Here is a 14346-nt window from a genome sequence, read left to right as displayed (position 1 = left end):
GGTCGCAACGGCGCGACATTTTCCGATCAGAGACATCGTTCTCGGCTGGCGGCAATGGTGCTGTTTCATTGGTTCCGATCCGATCGGGCCGACGGAAAACCTCATCCAAACACTCGTATTCCCATTGCTTTGCCTCGCTGGCCCACAACGCGCGCCGCAGGCTTTACGAACCGGAGAGTCCTATGACCAAGGCACGTCTAGTTATCGTCGGAAACGGTATGGCTCCTGGCCGGATGCTCGAACATCTGTTCGACCTGGTCGGTGATGCGTTCGATGTCACCATCTTTAACGCAGAGCCCCGTGTGAACTATGACCGCATCATGCTGTCCCCCGTTCTGTCGGGCGAGAAGTCCTATGAGGACATCATCATCCACGGGGACGGCTGGTACGAAGAGTACGGCATCACCCTGCACCGCGGCCAGAAGGTCGTCTCGATCGACCGCGAAGCGCAGACCGTGACCTCTGAAGGGGGCATCACCGCCGCCTATGACAAGCTGGTCATCGCCACCGGGTCGAACCCCTTTATCATCCCCGTGCCCGGCCACCAGCTGGACGGCGTTCTGGCCTACCGCGATCTGGATGACGTGGATGGCATGCTGAAGGCCGTGGAAAAAGGCGGCCGCGCGGTTGTGATCGGCGGCGGTCTGCTGGGCCTCGAGGCGGCAGCGGGCCTGAAGATGCGCGGCATGGACGTGACCGTTCTGCACCTTATGCCCACCCTGATGGAGCGTCAGCTGGACCCCGCAGCGGGCTATCTGCTGCAAAAGGAACTGGAATCCCGCGGCATCGAAATCAAATGCGGCGCGAACACCAAAGCGATCCACGGTGATGGCAAGGTCGAGCAGGTCGAGCTTGAAGACGGCACCCTGATCGACGCGTCCCTGGTCGTGATGGCCGTCGGTATCCGCCCCAACACCCAGCTGGCCAAAGACGCCGGCCTCGAGGTGGGTCGCGGCATCGTCACCGACGCGTTCATGCGCACTTCGGACGAAAACATCTTCTCGGTCGGTGAGTGCACCGAGGTTGGCGGTCGCGTTTACGGTCTGGTTGCGCCTCTGTACCAGATGGCCAAGGTTGCGGCGCACCACCTTTGCGGTCTGCCCGATGTGCACTTCACCCACGCGGAAACCCCGACCAAACTCAAGGTTACCGGCGTGAACCTCTACTCGGTCGGTGAATTCGGCGACGGACCGGGTGTCGAGGATGTGGTTATGCGCGACGCGACCCGTGGCACTTATCGCCGCGTGATCCTCAAGGATAACAAGGTCATCGGCGCGGTACTGTACGGTGATGTGGCCGACGGCGGCTGGTACAACGAGATGCTGAAATCCGGTCAGGACGTCAGCGAGATCCGCGAAACCCTGATCTTTGGTCAGGCCCATCAGGGCGGCGGCGCGGTTGATCCGCTGGCCGCAGTGGCGAACCTGTCGGATGATGCGGAAATCTGTGGCTGTAACGGCATCTGCAAAGGTCAGATCGTCAAGGCGATCAACGAAAAGGGCCTGACCTCGCTGGCCGAGGTTCGCGCCCACACCAAAGCGTCGGCCTCTTGCGGCACCTGTACCGGTCTGGTCGAGAGCGTGATGGCGATCACCCTTGGTGACGGCTACGCCAAAAAGGCCGAAGGCATGTGCGGTTGTACCGACATGGGCCACGGCGAAGTGCGCCGCCTGATCAAAGCCAAAGAGCTGAAAACCATTCCCGCCGTCCTGCAGGAGCTGGAGTGGAAAACTTCGGGTGGCTGTGCGAAATGCCGTCCGGCGCTAAACTACTATCTGCTGGCCGACTGGCCGGGCGAGTACAAGGATGACTACCAGTCGCGTTTCATCAACGAGCGCGTCCACGCGAACATCCAGAAAGACGGCACCTATTCGGTTGTTCCCCGTATGTGGGGCGGCATGACCACCTCGTCCGAGCTGCGCGCCATCGCGGATGTGGTCGACAAGTTCAACATCCCCGACGTGAAGGTCACCGGCGGTCAGCGTATCGACCTTCTTGGCGTCAAGAAAGAAGACCTGCCTGCGGTTTGGTCCGACCTGAACGACGCGGGTCTGATCTCGGGCCACGCCTATGCCAAGGGACTGCGGACCGTGAAAACCTGTGTGGGCAGCACTTGGTGCCGCTTTGGTACGCAGGACTCGACCGGCCTTGGCATCAAGTTGGAAAAATTCATGTGGGGGTCCTGGACGCCCGCCAAGGTCAAGCTGGCCGTCACCGGTTGCCCCCGCAACTGCGCGGAAGCTACCTGTAAAGACATCGGCGTGATCTGCGTCGATAGCGGCTACGAGATCGTCTATGGCGGCGCCGCAGGTCTGCACATTCAGGGCACGACCAAACTGGGCACCGTCAAGACCGAAGAAGAAGTCATGGAGATCGCGGGCGCAATGACCCAGATGTACCGCGAACAGGGCTTCTATCTGGAGCGGATCTACAAATGGGCCGACCGCGTGGGCTATGACACCGTCAAGGCCGTGATCTTTGACGATCTGGAAAGCCGCCGCGCCTACTACGAACGCTTTGTTTACAGCCAGAAGTTCAGCCAGACCGACCCGTGGTCGGAGCGTGTGTCCGGCGTAGACAAACACGAATTCAACCCCATGGCCGTTTTCAACGCGCCCGCCACCGTATCGGAGCCCGCAGAATGAACGCCCCCGTTAACGAAAACCAACTGGACTGGCGCCTGATCGGGACCATCGACGATGTCCCCGTACAGGGCTCGCGCTGCGTGAAAAACGGCGACACCACCATCGCGATCTTCCGCACCGTGGATGACCGGATCTTCGCCCTCGAGGACAAGTGCCCCCACAAGAACGGCCCTCTGTCCCAAGGCATCGTGCATGACGGCTGCGTCACGTGCCCGCTGCACAACTGGGTCATCTCCTTGGAAACGGGGATGGCGCAGGGGGCGGACAGCGGCCAGACTGCGGCCTATCCGGTGCGCATCGAGGGTCGTGACGTTTACCTGAAGCTCTCGCCCAAGGTCTGAGGGCCCAGCCGCAAGGCAAAGGAATCGATGGAAAAATCCACGAGGGACAGTTGAAGTAACAAAGCGGCCCCGCCACGCGGTGGGGCCGCTTTTTGCATGGAAAGGTATGGGATGATCCACCACAAGCCAGTCTCGCGCCCGTTGGAAATCTCGCTTGGGCAGTATTCCGACGCGGGCCGCAAGCCGGAAAATCAGGATTTCCATGGCGCGCTCATTCCCGATGGCAATGTCCGTGCCCTCAAGGGGATCACGCTGGCCGTTGCGGACGGGATCAGTTCCAGCGCGGTCAGCGGGGCGGCCTCGGAAACGGCGGTCAAGGCGCTGATGACTGACTATTACTCGACCCCCGATGCGTGGACTGTCCAGACCGCCGCAACGCGGGTGATTTGGGCCACGAACGCTTGGCTGCACGGGCAGAACCAGTCCGTATCGGACATCAACGCGGGGCAGGTGTGCACGCTATCCGCTCTGATCCTGAAGGGCAACGAAGGCCACATCCTGCACGCCGGTGACAGCCGCGTCTCGCGCCTGAGCGGCCGCAGTCTGGAGCCCCTGACCACCGATCACCGCACCGTCCTATCCTCGACCGAGAGTTATCTGGCGCGGGGCATGGGAATCTCGCAGCGGATCGAACTGGATTACGAGAAGGTCACCCTGAGGGTTGGCGATGTGTTCTTGCTGACCACAGACGGGGTGCATGAATTCATCGACTCCGTGGTGGTGTCGCAGGCGCTGGACAGCAGCGATGATCTGGATGTGGTGGCCAAACAGATTGCTCAAACCGCGCTAGAGCGGGGCAGCGACGACAACCTGACCATCCAGATCGTCCGCATCGATGCCTTGCCCGAAGGCGAGGCGCTGCCCGACATCGCGACCCTGCCACTGCCAAGCCTACCCAACGCGGGGGACCAACTGGACGGCTATACCATTCTGCGCTCGCTCCATGCGTCGGCCCGCAGCCATGTCTATCTGGCGCAGGACGCGCGCGGCCAGAAAGTGGCCCTGAAGATCCCGGCAGGCGAAACCGCGCAGGACGAAACCTACCTCAAGCGTTTTGTGCTCGAGGAATGGATCGCCCGCCGCATCCGCTCTGCCCATGTGCTGCAAGTGCCCGAGCAGGGGAAACGATCGCGCCTTTATGTGCTGTCGGAATTTGTGGACGGGATCACCCTGCGTCAGTGGATGGCGGATCATCCCAAGCCCGATCTGGACGAGGTGCGCGACATCATCGACCAGCTGTCTAAGGGTCTGCGTGCCCTTCACCGGCGCGAGATGATCCATCAGGACATCCGCCCCGAAAACGTGATGATCGACCGGAATGGCACGGTGAAGATCATCGATTTGGGCTCTGTCTCGGTCGCTGGCGTCGAAGAGGCCGCGCCGGGGCTACTAGGCCACATGCCCGGCACCTATCAGTACACCGCGCCGGAATATCTGGCGAACGATGTGGTCAGCTGGCGGTCCGATCAGTACGCGCTGGGGGTGATCGCCTACGAGATGCTGACTGGCCGTTTGCCCTATGGCGCCCAAGTGGCGCGGATCCGGTCCAGTCAGGACCAGATGCGCCTGCGCTATGACCCCGCGCGGGACGAAGAAAGCGGTGTGCCCCGCTGGATGGACGCCGCACTGGCGCGGGCCGTGCACCCCGATCCCTTGCGCCGCTATGATGCGCTGACGGAATTTGTGGCTGACCTGTGCCGTCCCGGTGCCTCCTATCGCGAGGGGCAGCACGTTCCCCTGATGCAGCGCAACCCGTTGCGGTTCTGGCAGGGGCTCAGCGCCGTTCTGGCGATCCTGTGTCTGGTGCAGTTCGCGCTGCTGATGGGCTAGGGGTCACTGGCCTTTCAGCCGGTTCTGTTGGCGCAGGTCGTGGGATTGGCGCAGTTGCAGGATCACCTTGTCCAGCGACACCATCGCCATTTCCAGCAGGCGCACGGCCTCTTCGGGGCGGCCCTCGATCACGTCCGTAATGCTTTCGGGCAAGGCGTTCCGGGCCATCCTGAGGCGGGCCAGAATGTCGTTCGGCGCGGCGGCCGGGACCGGCTCTGGCATGTGGTTCAGGTTCTTGTGCAGACCCAGCAGGCGAACGGTGCGGCCTTCGGTATTTTGGATGAGAATGCTGCGGCTGCGGACCCAGACGGTGTGACCCTTGGCATGACGGCAGCGCAAAACGTGGTCCAACTGCGGTTCCGAGGCGGCGTTTGGGGCGGGGGGCCACATGGCCTTGTCCAGATCGTCCGCGTGCACCACCCGCGACCAGTTGGCCGAATGATGGGGATGGTGGTCGCGCTCATATCCCAAACAGCTCCAGAACCCGGGGCTGAACCACTCATGATCCGGCTGATCCAGATCCCTGAGCGAAACTCCATCAATCATCGACGACAGGATAAAGGACCGAACCGCCGGATTGTCCGAGACAAGCGTATCCAATTCACGTTCCAGATAATGAGGCACAGTTTGAAGGTCGGACATTCCAGGACAGTGAATAAGAAGGCGGATGAAAGAGGTGCTATCCGTCGGTATAGCGTTTTTTCGGGCAGATTTGGAGGCGAACTTCATTGCAAAAACTGTGCGCCCGCTTGATATGTTTGTTGGGTTTACGGGATGTTTTTCGCGGCATTTGCAGATTTATAATGCCTTGCAATGATTTGGTTTTTTGCTGCATCGCAGAGAGGCCTTTGCCCTAATGTAAGAAATTTTTCGGCTGCACCGCGCGGGCTTTGGGATAAGGTGGCGCAATGACAGCAGAAATCACGTCCCCCAAGCTCAGGATACGCATCGTTTTTGGCGAGGACGAGATGATCGGCCCCGGCAAAGCCGAACTGTTAGAGGGAATCGCGCGCACCGGAACTATTGCGGCGGCGGGGCGCGATATGGGCATGAGCTACAAGCGCGCATGGATGTTGGTGGACACCCTGAACGGCATGTTCAGTGGGCCGGTCGTGGTCAGCACCCGTGGCGGACCAAAGGGCGGCGGAGCCCATCTGACGGACTTGGGGCAACAGGTTCTGGACCTTTATCGTGCTTTCGAGGAGGCCTCGGCCCGCGCTGGAGAGGCAGAGCTTGCCGCGCTGCGGGCGCTGCTCAGGGATATTCCCGATGGAAAATAACGGTTGACCTCTGCGGGGTGCGGACCCGATATTTCCGGTAAAACATATCAGGCGGAGCCGCCCATGAACCCGACGCGACGACATTTGCTGCTTGGGGGCCTTGGCCTCGGGGTGGCGGCGGCTTGGCCTGCTTGGGCACAGGACGCGCCGGTGATCGCGGTGGCCTCGGACCTGTCCTTTGCCATACGGGAATTGGTGGACAGGTTTGCAGCCGACACGGGCCAGCAGGTGCAGGTCACATTGGGCTCAACGGGCAATTTCGCGCGGCAAATCCGGGCGGGCGCGCCGTTCCAGATGTTCATGGCGGCGGACGAAAGCTTTGTCCTTGATCTGGCGGCCGAGGGGCTGACCGACGGCCAAGGCGCCCTCTATGCCGAGGGGCGGCTGTCCATCGTGGTCCCCAAAGGCTCTGTGCTCAAGGCGGACGGAACCCTGCATGATCTGGGGCGGGCGTTGGGCGACGGGCGGCTCAACCGCTTTGCCATCGCTAACCCCGAGCACGCCCCCTATGGCAAACGCGCCCAAGAGGCGCTGGAACACACCGGCCTGTGGGAGGCGATCAAGCCCAGCCTGGTGCTGGGGGAAAACGTCGCCCAAGCCGCTCAATTCGCGGTGTCCGGCAATGCGGATGGCGGGTTGATCGCCCACTCACTGGCCTTGGCGCCCGATCTGGGGGCAGGGGTGCAGTCGGCCTTGATCCCGGCAGAGTGGCACAACCCCTTGCTGCAACGGATGGTTCTGCTGCGCGATGCAGGGCCGGTGGCGCGGGCATTCTACGCCTATGTCCAGACGGCCCCCGCGCGGGATATTCTGGCGCGCTATGGCTTCAGCCTGCCGGGACAGGGCTAAGCGGTGGATTGGCAGGCGCTCTTTCTTTCGCTGCGGCTGGCGGCTTGGACCGTGGTGATCCTGCTGCCGCTGTCGATCGTGATGGGGCGGGTGCTGGCCTATCGCCGCTTCATGGGCAAAGGGCTGGTCGAGGCTGTCGTCATGCTGCCCCTGATCCTGCCGCCAACGGTTTTCGGGTTTTACCTGCTGGTGCTGTTCGGCCGCGGGGCCCCCGTGGGCGCGCTGTGGCAGGACTTCTTTGGACACCCTTTGGTGTTCAGCTTCGAAGGGCTGGTGGTAGCCTCGGTCATCTTTAACCTTCCGTTTGCCCTGCAACCGGCCCAGCGCGGGTTCGAGGCGATCGCCACCGATGTCCGAGAGGCCGCCGCCTGCTGCGGTCTGGGTCCGTGGCGCAGCCTCTGGCAGATCGAGTTGCCCTTGGCGTGGCCGGGCGTGCTGACGGCGATGGTGCTGACCTTTGCCCATACGTTGGGGGAATTCGGGATTGTGCTGATGGTGGGCGGGTCGATCCCCGGCGAAACGCGGACCATTGCGATTGCGATTTACGACCGCGTGCAGGCCTTTGATTACGCTGGTGCGGGCGCCATGTCGGCGGTTCTGGTGGGGATTTCGCTGTTCACCATCGCGGTCACCTATGCCCTGTCCGCGCGGGTGGGACGGCGTCTGTCATGATCCGGTTTTCGGCAAAATGCGCGGGGCTGATCCCACTGGATTTGGCATTCGAGGTCGGGAATGGCGAGGTGCTGGCTTTGGTCGGGCATTCCGGTTCAGGCAAGACCACCATCCTGCGCAGCATCGCGGGCCTCTGGACGCCCTCTCAGGCGCGGGTCGAGGCTGGGGGGCAGGTCTGGCTGGACACCAACACGGGCGTGAACCTACCGCCCCATCAACGGCAGGTCGGCGTGGTTTTCCAGAACTATGCCCTGTTTCCGCACCTGTCGGCGGCGCGCAACGTGATGGCCGCGATGCCCGCCGGTTCTCCAGACAAACGGACCGAGGCTGAGCGCCTGCTGGATATGGTGAACCTGCATGGGCTTGGCTCCCGCAAACCGGCGGAACTGTCGGGCGGGCAGCAGCAGCGCGTGGCCTTGGCCCGCGCCTTGGCCCGCAGGCCGCAGGTTTTGCTACTGGACGAGCCGTTCTCGGCGGTGGATCGGGCCACGCGGGACCGGCTCCATAGCGAACTGATGGCCTTGCGCGCGGATCTACGGATGCCTGTCATCCTCGTGACCCACGACATGGCCGAGGCTCAGGCGCTGGCCGACCGGCTGGTGGTGATCGAGAAAGGCAGTGTCATCCGCCAAGGCCCCACGGCCGAGGTCATGTCTGACCCTGCCGCCTTGCGCGCGATGGGCCTGCGGGAACTGGCGGCGACCTTGCCCGCGCGCGTGGTGGCCCATGACGCGGACGGTCTGACCCATCTGGAAACGGCGACCGGCCCGATCTGGCTGCCCCGCCTGAACGCAGAGACGGGCGCGGTGGTGCGGGTCCGCATCATGGCGCACGAGGTTATTCTGGCCCGTTCCCGCCCCGAAGGGCTGTCGGCCCAGAACATCCTGCCCGCCTCCATTATTCGCATCGTCGCGGGCGAGGGGCCGGGTGTGATCGTGCATCTGTCCATCGGCGGGGACGAAGTGTTCGCCCGCATCACCCGCCGCGCGGCGGCGTCATTGGGCCTCGAGGTTGGTCAGCAAGCCTTTATGGTGCTCAAATCCATGTCCGTGGCGCGCGACCACATCGGCGCGGTCCGCTAGTTCCGCGCGGCGATCAGGGTGCCGTCCGTCAGTCCCGCCGCAGGATAAAGCAGCACTGCGTCCCCTTCGGCCAGCCCTTCGGTGATCTCGGTCAGCAGGCCATCACTGCGCCCGATGCTGACCGGCGTTAGCACCGCGCGCCCGTCCGCCATAGTAAACACCGCCCGCTGTCCGTCCTGCAGGAACAGGGCGCTCGATGGCACCCGAACCACGTCTGAAGCCTGATCAATGATGATCCCCGCCTTCAGTCGGAACCCGTGGCCCAAGCCTGTCCGCGCGCTGGCGGGACTGACCAGATCGACCACAACGCTGACCCGCTGTTCCTCGACCCCCAAGGCGGAATAAGTCGTGACCGCATAGGGATCGATCCGCGCCACTTGGCCGGTCAGCGCCTCGGGGCCGCCCCAACCGGACAGCACCACCGGATCGCCCACATGCACCTGCACCGCGTCCGAGGACACCAGCTCCACCTCGACCTCCAGATCATTCACGATGTCGCCGATCTCCAGCACGGGGGTGCCTGCGGTCAGGGTGGTTTCGCTTTCTTGCAGGATGCGCAGGATCACCCCGTCCGCAGGCGAGATCAGGGGAATGTCGTTGCTGTCATCCGCAGGCACCCCGAACCCGATCAGCAAGGCATTTGCATCGGCCAAATCGGCCTGACGGACGGCGATGGTCGCCTCGGCGGTGTCACGGGCGGCGTTGGCGCTGCGGGCGTCCGCTTGGGCCTTGTCCAACGCTGCGCGGCTGGCGATGCCGGCTTCGGACAGGCGCTGGGTGCGTTCCAGTTCGGTCACCGCATAGTCTTGGGCCGCGATGGCAGAGGTCAGGTTCGCCTCGGCCACGCGTAGGGCGGCTTTGGCCGCATCCACGGCGGCAAGGGCTTGTTCACGGGTGCGGATGTTTAACGCTTCGGGGGCGGTGGGGCGCATACCGGCGACCTGCGTTTCGCCGCCCGTGACCTGATCGCCGGGGTGGACGTTCACCCGCAAAAGCTGCCCCGTCACGGGGGTAGAGACCACATAAACCTCGCGCACGCGGGTGGTGCCCTCATCCTCGATCATCACCTGAATGTCCCCGCGGGTGGCGTGACCGATATCCACCTGCACGGGTTGGGGACGAAACGCCGCCACCAGACCGGCCCCGACCACCAGAACCGCCCCGACCACCAGAAACCGGCGCGAAAGTTTTCGATGCAAGGCCATGAGCGGTCACTCCCTTGTTTTGAGGGCCAGAATGATGTCGGCCCGATCCATATCGCGTTTCACCAGCCAGCCCGAGGCCACGGCGGCCCCCAGCACCACACACGTCGCAATCCCCATGGAATGGGGGGCGGCCACCACGGGCACCTGATAAATCTCGGTCGAAAATCCGGCGGCAATCCCGTGGGCCATCCAGCGCCCCAAGGCCAGCCCCAGCGGCAGGGCGATCAGCACCACAACCCCCAGTTCCCCCAGCAGGACAAAGGCCGTCTCGGACCGGTAGAACCCGATCACCCGCAGGCTTGCCAGTTCGCGGGCCCGTTCGGCCTGCGCCACGCGGGCGGTGTTGTAGATGATCCCGAAGGTAATCACGAACGCCATAAAGCCCATTACATAGCGCACCGAACCCGCCCCTTGATCCATCATGCGGGCAAAGGCCTGTTGGGCGTCCTTGGACAGGCTGACACCGGCGATCATCGGGAAATTGGACAGGCGCTGGCGCACGGCGGCCTCTTGGCTTGGGTCGATTTGCAGATAGGCGCCCGCAATGCGGTTTCGCTGGCCCAACAACTGGTTCAGCGCCTCGATCCGCATATAGGCGGGGGTGCCCATCAGGCTGTCCGCAATGGCCACGACGGGGGCGGAGACTGTGGGGCGGGCGGCCTCTCGGATTTCTAGGGTGATGGTGTCGCCGGTTTGCAGCCCCAGAACCTGCGCGAGCGAAGACGACAGCACGATCCCGCGTTCGGGCAGGGTCAGGGGGTGCCCATCCCCATCGAGCGCGCGATACAGGTCGCTGCCCGCCGCCAGCCCCGTGATGGCTCCGCGATGGGTGGCGCGGCCGTTGCGGAAGACGACAGCGACTTGGCGCACGGGTTCGGCCTGTTGCACTCCGTCGATCCGCCCCAATTCCAGCAGGATAGAATCCGAGGCCGGATAGATCAGGCTAACCGTCGCATCGGACCGGTCAATCTGGCCAAAGCTGCGGTCGAGGGCGGTGTTGAACCCCTCGAATATGGTCAGCATCCCAAGGCTCAGGGACATGCCCGCTGCAATACCGATGACCGCGCCTGCCATGCGGGCCGGTTGGCGGGTGATCCGGCGCAGGACCATGCGGCTGGGTTGGTCCAGCCACTGGGCCAAGGCACGGCCCACACCGCCTGCTCGACTGTAATCGGGCGGGGTCGGGGGGCGCATCGCCTCGGACGGGGTCAGGGCGATGATCCGCCGCATGACCCACAGCACCCCGACCGAGGATACAGTGACACTGCCCGCCAGCCCGATCAGAAAGGACGCCGCATCCAGACGGAACAGCAGGAACGGGAACTTGTAGTAGGTGGTATATAGGGGGATCATCGCGCGGCCCGACACCACCCCCAACGCACAGCCCGCCAGCGCCCCGCCTAGGGAAATCGCCAGAGCCATCTCCAGATAGTGCAGGCCGACCTCGTGATTGCGATAGCCAAAGGCCTTGAGCAGCCCGATCTCTTCGCGCTCTGCCTGCACCAGACGGCTGATCACGATGTACAGAAGGAACGCCGCCACGGCCAGAAACACCGGCGGCACCACCGCCGAGGACATGGTAAGACCGTTGATTTCCTCGGTGATAAAGCGGTTGGACATGTGATCGCCGCGGGCATAGGCGCCGGTCCCGCCATAGGGGTCCAGCACGCGGTCTACGGCATCCAGAACGGCCTCGGTCTTGGCATCGCGGGACAGGGTCAGCAGCGCCTGATTGAACCCACCGCGCAGGTCATAGGCGGCCTCGAGCGCGGCGCGGGGCATCCACAGCACCGCGTAACGGCCATCATCGGGCACGAATTCACCGGGGGGCGTAACGTACAAAAACTCGGGGGAGGTTGCCGTGCCGACGATGCGCAGGGTCATCCGCGTGCCGTTCAGGGTTGCCACCAGCGGGTCGCCCACGGTCAGACCGCGCGCGATGGCAAAGGCCTCTAGCACCACAACCTCGGTGTTGCGGTTCGGATCGGGTTTGCGGCCACTGGTGATCAGCAGGTCATTCACCGCAGGGGCGCGGCCATCGGGCAAAGAGATCGTCATCGCCGCAATGGGAAGCCCCCCGTCCGCGGGATCAATGCGGGCAGAGCCGGTGATGCGGGGCTCGATCCGCGAAACCCCGTCGATCCCCGCCAGATCAGAGGTCACCGCATTCGGCACTCGCGTGGCCGAGGCAAAGACATCCGCCAGCCGGTAGCGTTCGTAATAGGCGTCTCGGGTTTCGGACAGGGACAGGTGCAGGCCGGTCATCATGATCTGCATCGCCACGCCCACGGCAATCACCGCGCCGATGGCCAGCGCCTGACCCTTCATCCGCCACAGATCGCGGCGGAGTTTGGCTCCAAGCGCCCTCACCACTCGATCCCTTCGGGCGGGGTGCGGGTGGGGTTGCGGGTGATTTCCCGGATCTGACCGTCCGCAAAGCGGATCACCGTGTCGGCCATCGCAGCTGTGGCGGCGGCGTGGGTGACGATCAGCACGGTCGTCCCAAGGCGGCGGTTCACATCATCCAGCACGGCCAGAACACTGCGGCCTGTGGCGCTGTCCAACGCGCCCGTGGGTTCGTCGCAGAACAGAACTTCGGGCTGTTTGGCGATGGCGCGGGCGATAGCGACGCGCTGCTGTTCGCCCCCCGAGAGCTGCGAGGGGAAGTGATCCATCCGATCCGACAGGCCCACCAGCGCCAAGGCCTCTTCCGGCGTCATGGGGTGGGCGGCGATCTCGGTCACCAGTTCGACATTCTCGCGCGCGGTCAGGCTGGCCATCAGGTTATAGAACTGGAACACGAACCCCACATGCGCTCGCCTGTAGGTCGTGAGCGCGCGGTCATTCATCTGGCTCAGGCTTTGGCCGTTGAACAGCGCCTCCCCCGAGGTGGGCCGGTCCAGCCCTCCCAAGATGTTCAACAGGGTCGATTTCCCGCTGCCCGATGGCCCAAGCAGGACGACAATCTCGCCCCGCGCGATTCGCAGATCCACTCCACGCAAGGCGTGCACGGCGGTGTGGCCTGTCCCGTAGGTGCGGGTCAGCCCCCGAACGTCAAAGGCGGGCAGGTCGGTATCGCGCGTCTGTTCCATGGCCTCAGCCTAGGGGGGCCGCCGCAGAACGCTCTGATCTCTGTCAAACCGGCAAAATCCCCTTAGGTTTTCTTCGGAAGGCAGTCTTTGCCCAGAACGGATGCACATTTTCTGTGCAGATGCAGCGAAATCCCAAAAAAATGTCACTTAAGGTCACACAAACGAGAGCGCGGTTCTTGAAACACGTCAGAGGTGGCTCTAGCCATGGTGGCATAGGGTTTTGACCCTTCCACAGCCGCAACGGCGCGGCGCACCGATAGACGATAACGTTCTGGCAATGATGCCGGACGCCTCCTCCAAGGGCACGCGTTCAGTCTTTCCTCCCGATCTTAATGAATGCGGATGTCGTCCGTCTGGTCGAGCGCTCGCGCTGTGGACTGAAATTCTGCCCTTCGGGGCGGCACTTAACACTTTCCCAAGTCACAACTGGCCCCTGCGCCGGTACCTTCTGAAAGGGCTTCAAGTTGTCTTATATCCAACCCAAAGAATTCGCGGCCAAGATGGTCGATGCGGGCGAATCCAAGATCTTTATGTCCACCAAGGACACCCTGATCCGCGCATTTATGGCAGGTGCTATTCTGGCTCTGGCGGCGGCTTTCGCAATCAGCATCACCGTGAACACCGGCCAGCCACTGGTTGGCGCACTGCTGTTCCCCGTTGGCTTCTGTATGCTGTACCTGATGGGTTTCGACCTGCTGACCGGCGTGTTCACTCTGGCCCCGCTGGCCGTAATCGCCAAGCGTCCGGGCTGCACCTGGGGCGGCGTTCTGCGTAACTGGGGTCTGGTGTTCACCGGTAACTTCGCTGGCGCCATGACCACTGCGATCATGATGGCGATCATCTTCACCATGGGCTTTAGCCAGGAACCCAACGCGATCGGCGCGAAAATCGGCAAAATCGGTGAAGCCCGTACTCTGGGCTACGCGGCTGCCGGTAGCGCAGGTCTGCTGACCGTCTTCGTCCGCGCTGTGATGTGCAACTGGATGGTGTCGACCGGTGTTGTTGCTGCGATGATGTCGAACAGCGTCTCGGGCAAGATCATGGCGATGTGGATGCCGATCCTGGTGTTCTTCTACCTGGGCTTCGAGCACTCGATCGTGAACATGTTCCTGTTCCCCTCGGGCATCATTCTGGGCGGTCAGTTCACCTGGGCAGACTACTTCATCTACAACGAGATCCCCGTTGTTCTGGGTAACCTGGTTGGCGGTCTGACCTTTGTTGGCGGCATGCTCTACATGACCCACTTCAAAGAGTCGCCCAAGCGCAACGCAAGTGTTGCACGCAACGACGACAGCGCGCACATGCCCGCCGAATAAGATTTCCTTCACCTTGGAAGACCTTGGCCCCGCT

General features: G+C 63.2%; 12 protein-coding genes. 8 read left to right on the top strand and 4 right to left on the bottom strand.

Annotated features, from left to right (window positions below; genetic code table 11):
- Positions 1 to 182 precede the first annotated feature (182 nt).
- The 3 genes from nirB to HJ536_RS07840 all read left to right on the top strand — a co-directional run bounded on the left by nirB (position 183) and on the right by HJ536_RS07840 (position 4816).
- The gene (gene nirB, locus HJ536_RS07850) at positions 183 to 2645 is read left to right on the top strand and encodes a nitrite reductase large subunit NirB (protein WP_177157282.1); all 2463 of its coding nucleotides are present in this window, start codon (positions 183 to 185) and stop codon (positions 2643 to 2645) included.
- A complete protein-coding gene (gene nirD, locus HJ536_RS07845) occupies positions 2642 to 2986 on the top strand; it encodes a nitrite reductase small subunit NirD (RefSeq protein WP_176855326.1) in 345 nt (114 codons plus the stop codon). The genes nirB and nirD overlap by 4 nt, the downstream gene beginning before the upstream one ends.
- Positions 2987 to 3097: 111 nt before the next feature.
- Positions 3098 to 4816 (top strand): bifunctional protein-serine/threonine kinase/phosphatase, encoded by a 1719-nt coding sequence (locus tag HJ536_RS07840; protein ID WP_177157281.1) that lies wholly within the window; start codon positions 3098 to 3100, stop codon positions 4814 to 4816.
- A 3-nt stretch (positions 4817 to 4819) separates the two neighbouring features.
- On the opposite strand, the gene HJ536_RS07835 is transcribed toward HJ536_RS07840, so the two are convergent.
- Positions 4820 to 5416: a PAS domain-containing protein gene (locus HJ536_RS07835; protein ID WP_177157280.1), complete on the bottom strand. Its 597-nt coding sequence runs from the start codon at positions 5414 to 5416 to the stop codon at positions 4820 to 4822.
- Between the two features lie 308 nt (positions 5417 to 5724).
- Here HJ536_RS07835 and HJ536_RS07830 point away from each other — a divergent pair, with 308 nt between their 5' ends.
- The 4 genes from HJ536_RS07830 (at position 5725) to modC (ending at position 8699) form a co-directional block, all read left to right on the top strand.
- Entirely contained in the window at positions 5725 to 6096 is a 372-nt protein-coding gene (locus HJ536_RS07830) for a winged helix-turn-helix domain-containing protein (RefSeq protein ID WP_177157279.1), read from the top strand.
- A 63-nt stretch (positions 6097 to 6159) separates the two neighbouring features.
- Positions 6160 to 6945: a molybdate ABC transporter substrate-binding protein gene (gene modA, locus HJ536_RS07825; RefSeq protein WP_177157278.1), complete on the top strand. Its 786-nt coding sequence runs from the start codon at positions 6160 to 6162 to the stop codon at positions 6943 to 6945.
- Between the two features lie 3 nt (positions 6946 to 6948).
- On the top strand, positions 6949 to 7617 hold the full coding sequence (modB, locus tag HJ536_RS07820) for a molybdate ABC transporter permease subunit (protein WP_177157277.1): 669 nt from the start codon (positions 6949 to 6951) through the stop codon (positions 7615 to 7617).
- Positions 7614 to 8699: a molybdenum ABC transporter ATP-binding protein gene (gene modC / locus HJ536_RS07815; RefSeq protein WP_177157276.1), complete on the top strand. Its 1086-nt coding sequence runs from the start codon at positions 7614 to 7616 to the stop codon at positions 8697 to 8699. Before modB ends, modC begins: the two co-directional genes overlap by 4 nt.
- Here modC and HJ536_RS07810 read toward each other — a convergent pair.
- Genes HJ536_RS07810 through HJ536_RS07800 form a run of 3 tightly spaced genes read right to left on the bottom strand, consistent with a single transcriptional unit; the run spans position 8696 to position 12996 of the window.
- Positions 8696 to 9904, bottom strand: a complete 1209-nt coding sequence (locus tag HJ536_RS07810) for an efflux RND transporter periplasmic adaptor subunit (RefSeq protein WP_177157275.1) — start codon at positions 9902 to 9904, stop codon at positions 8696 to 8698. The two genes, modC and HJ536_RS07810, sit on opposite strands and share 4 nt — an antisense overlap.
- 6 nt (positions 9905 to 9910) lie before the next feature.
- The gene (locus HJ536_RS07805) at positions 9911 to 12274 is read right to left on the bottom strand and encodes an ABC transporter permease (RefSeq protein ID WP_338082416.1); all 2364 of its coding nucleotides are present in this window, start codon (positions 12272 to 12274) and stop codon (positions 9911 to 9913) included.
- Positions 12271 to 12996 (bottom strand): ABC transporter ATP-binding protein, encoded by a 726-nt coding sequence (locus HJ536_RS07800; RefSeq protein ID WP_177157274.1) that lies wholly within the window; start codon positions 12994 to 12996, stop codon positions 12271 to 12273. Before HJ536_RS07800 ends, HJ536_RS07805 begins: the two co-directional genes overlap by 4 nt.
- Positions 12997 to 13460: 464 nt before the next feature.
- On the opposite strand from HJ536_RS07800, the gene HJ536_RS07795 reads away from it, so the two are divergent.
- Positions 13461 to 14312: a formate/nitrite transporter family protein gene (locus HJ536_RS07795; RefSeq protein ID WP_177157273.1), complete on the top strand. Its 852-nt coding sequence runs from the start codon at positions 13461 to 13463 to the stop codon at positions 14310 to 14312.
- Positions 14313 to 14346: the final 34 nt, after the last annotated feature.

Origin of the sequence: Donghicola mangrovi, from assembly GCF_013377535.1 — a bacterium.
Classification (GTDB): Bacteria; Pseudomonadota; Alphaproteobacteria; order Rhodobacterales; family Rhodobacteraceae; genus Donghicola; species Donghicola mangrovi.
The sequence above is the reverse complement of the archived record's forward strand: the minus strand, read 5'-3'. Positions and strand labels throughout refer to the sequence as shown.

What these genes read in the sequence shown, in the direction of transcription:
- nirB (WP_177157282.1), top strand. Translation starts at nt 183, where the DNA reads ATGACCAAGGCACGTCTAGTTATCGTCGGAAACGGTATGGCTCCTGGC.
- nirD (WP_176855326.1), top strand. Translation starts at nt 2,642, where the DNA reads ATGAACGCCCCCGTTAACGAAAACCAACTGGACTGGCGCCTGATCGGG.
- HJ536_RS07840 (WP_177157281.1), top strand. Translation starts at nt 3,098, where the DNA reads ATGATCCACCACAAGCCAGTCTCGCGCCCGTTGGAAATCTCGCTTGGG.
- HJ536_RS07830 (WP_177157279.1), top strand. Translation starts at nt 5,725, where the DNA reads ATGACAGCAGAAATCACGTCCCCCAAGCTCAGGATACGCATCGTTTTT.
- modA (WP_177157278.1), top strand. Translation starts at nt 6,160, where the DNA reads ATGAACCCGACGCGACGACATTTGCTGCTTGGGGGCCTTGGCCTCGGG.
- modC (WP_177157276.1), top strand. Translation starts at nt 7,614, where the DNA reads ATGATCCGGTTTTCGGCAAAATGCGCGGGGCTGATCCCACTGGATTTG.
- HJ536_RS07810 (WP_177157275.1), bottom strand. Translation starts at nt 9,904, where the DNA reads ATGGCCTTGCATCGAAAACTTTCGCGCCGGTTTCTGGTGGTCGGGGCG.
- HJ536_RS07800 (WP_177157274.1), bottom strand. Translation starts at nt 12,996, where the DNA reads ATGGAACAGACGCGCGATACCGACCTGCCCGCCTTTGACGTTCGGGGG.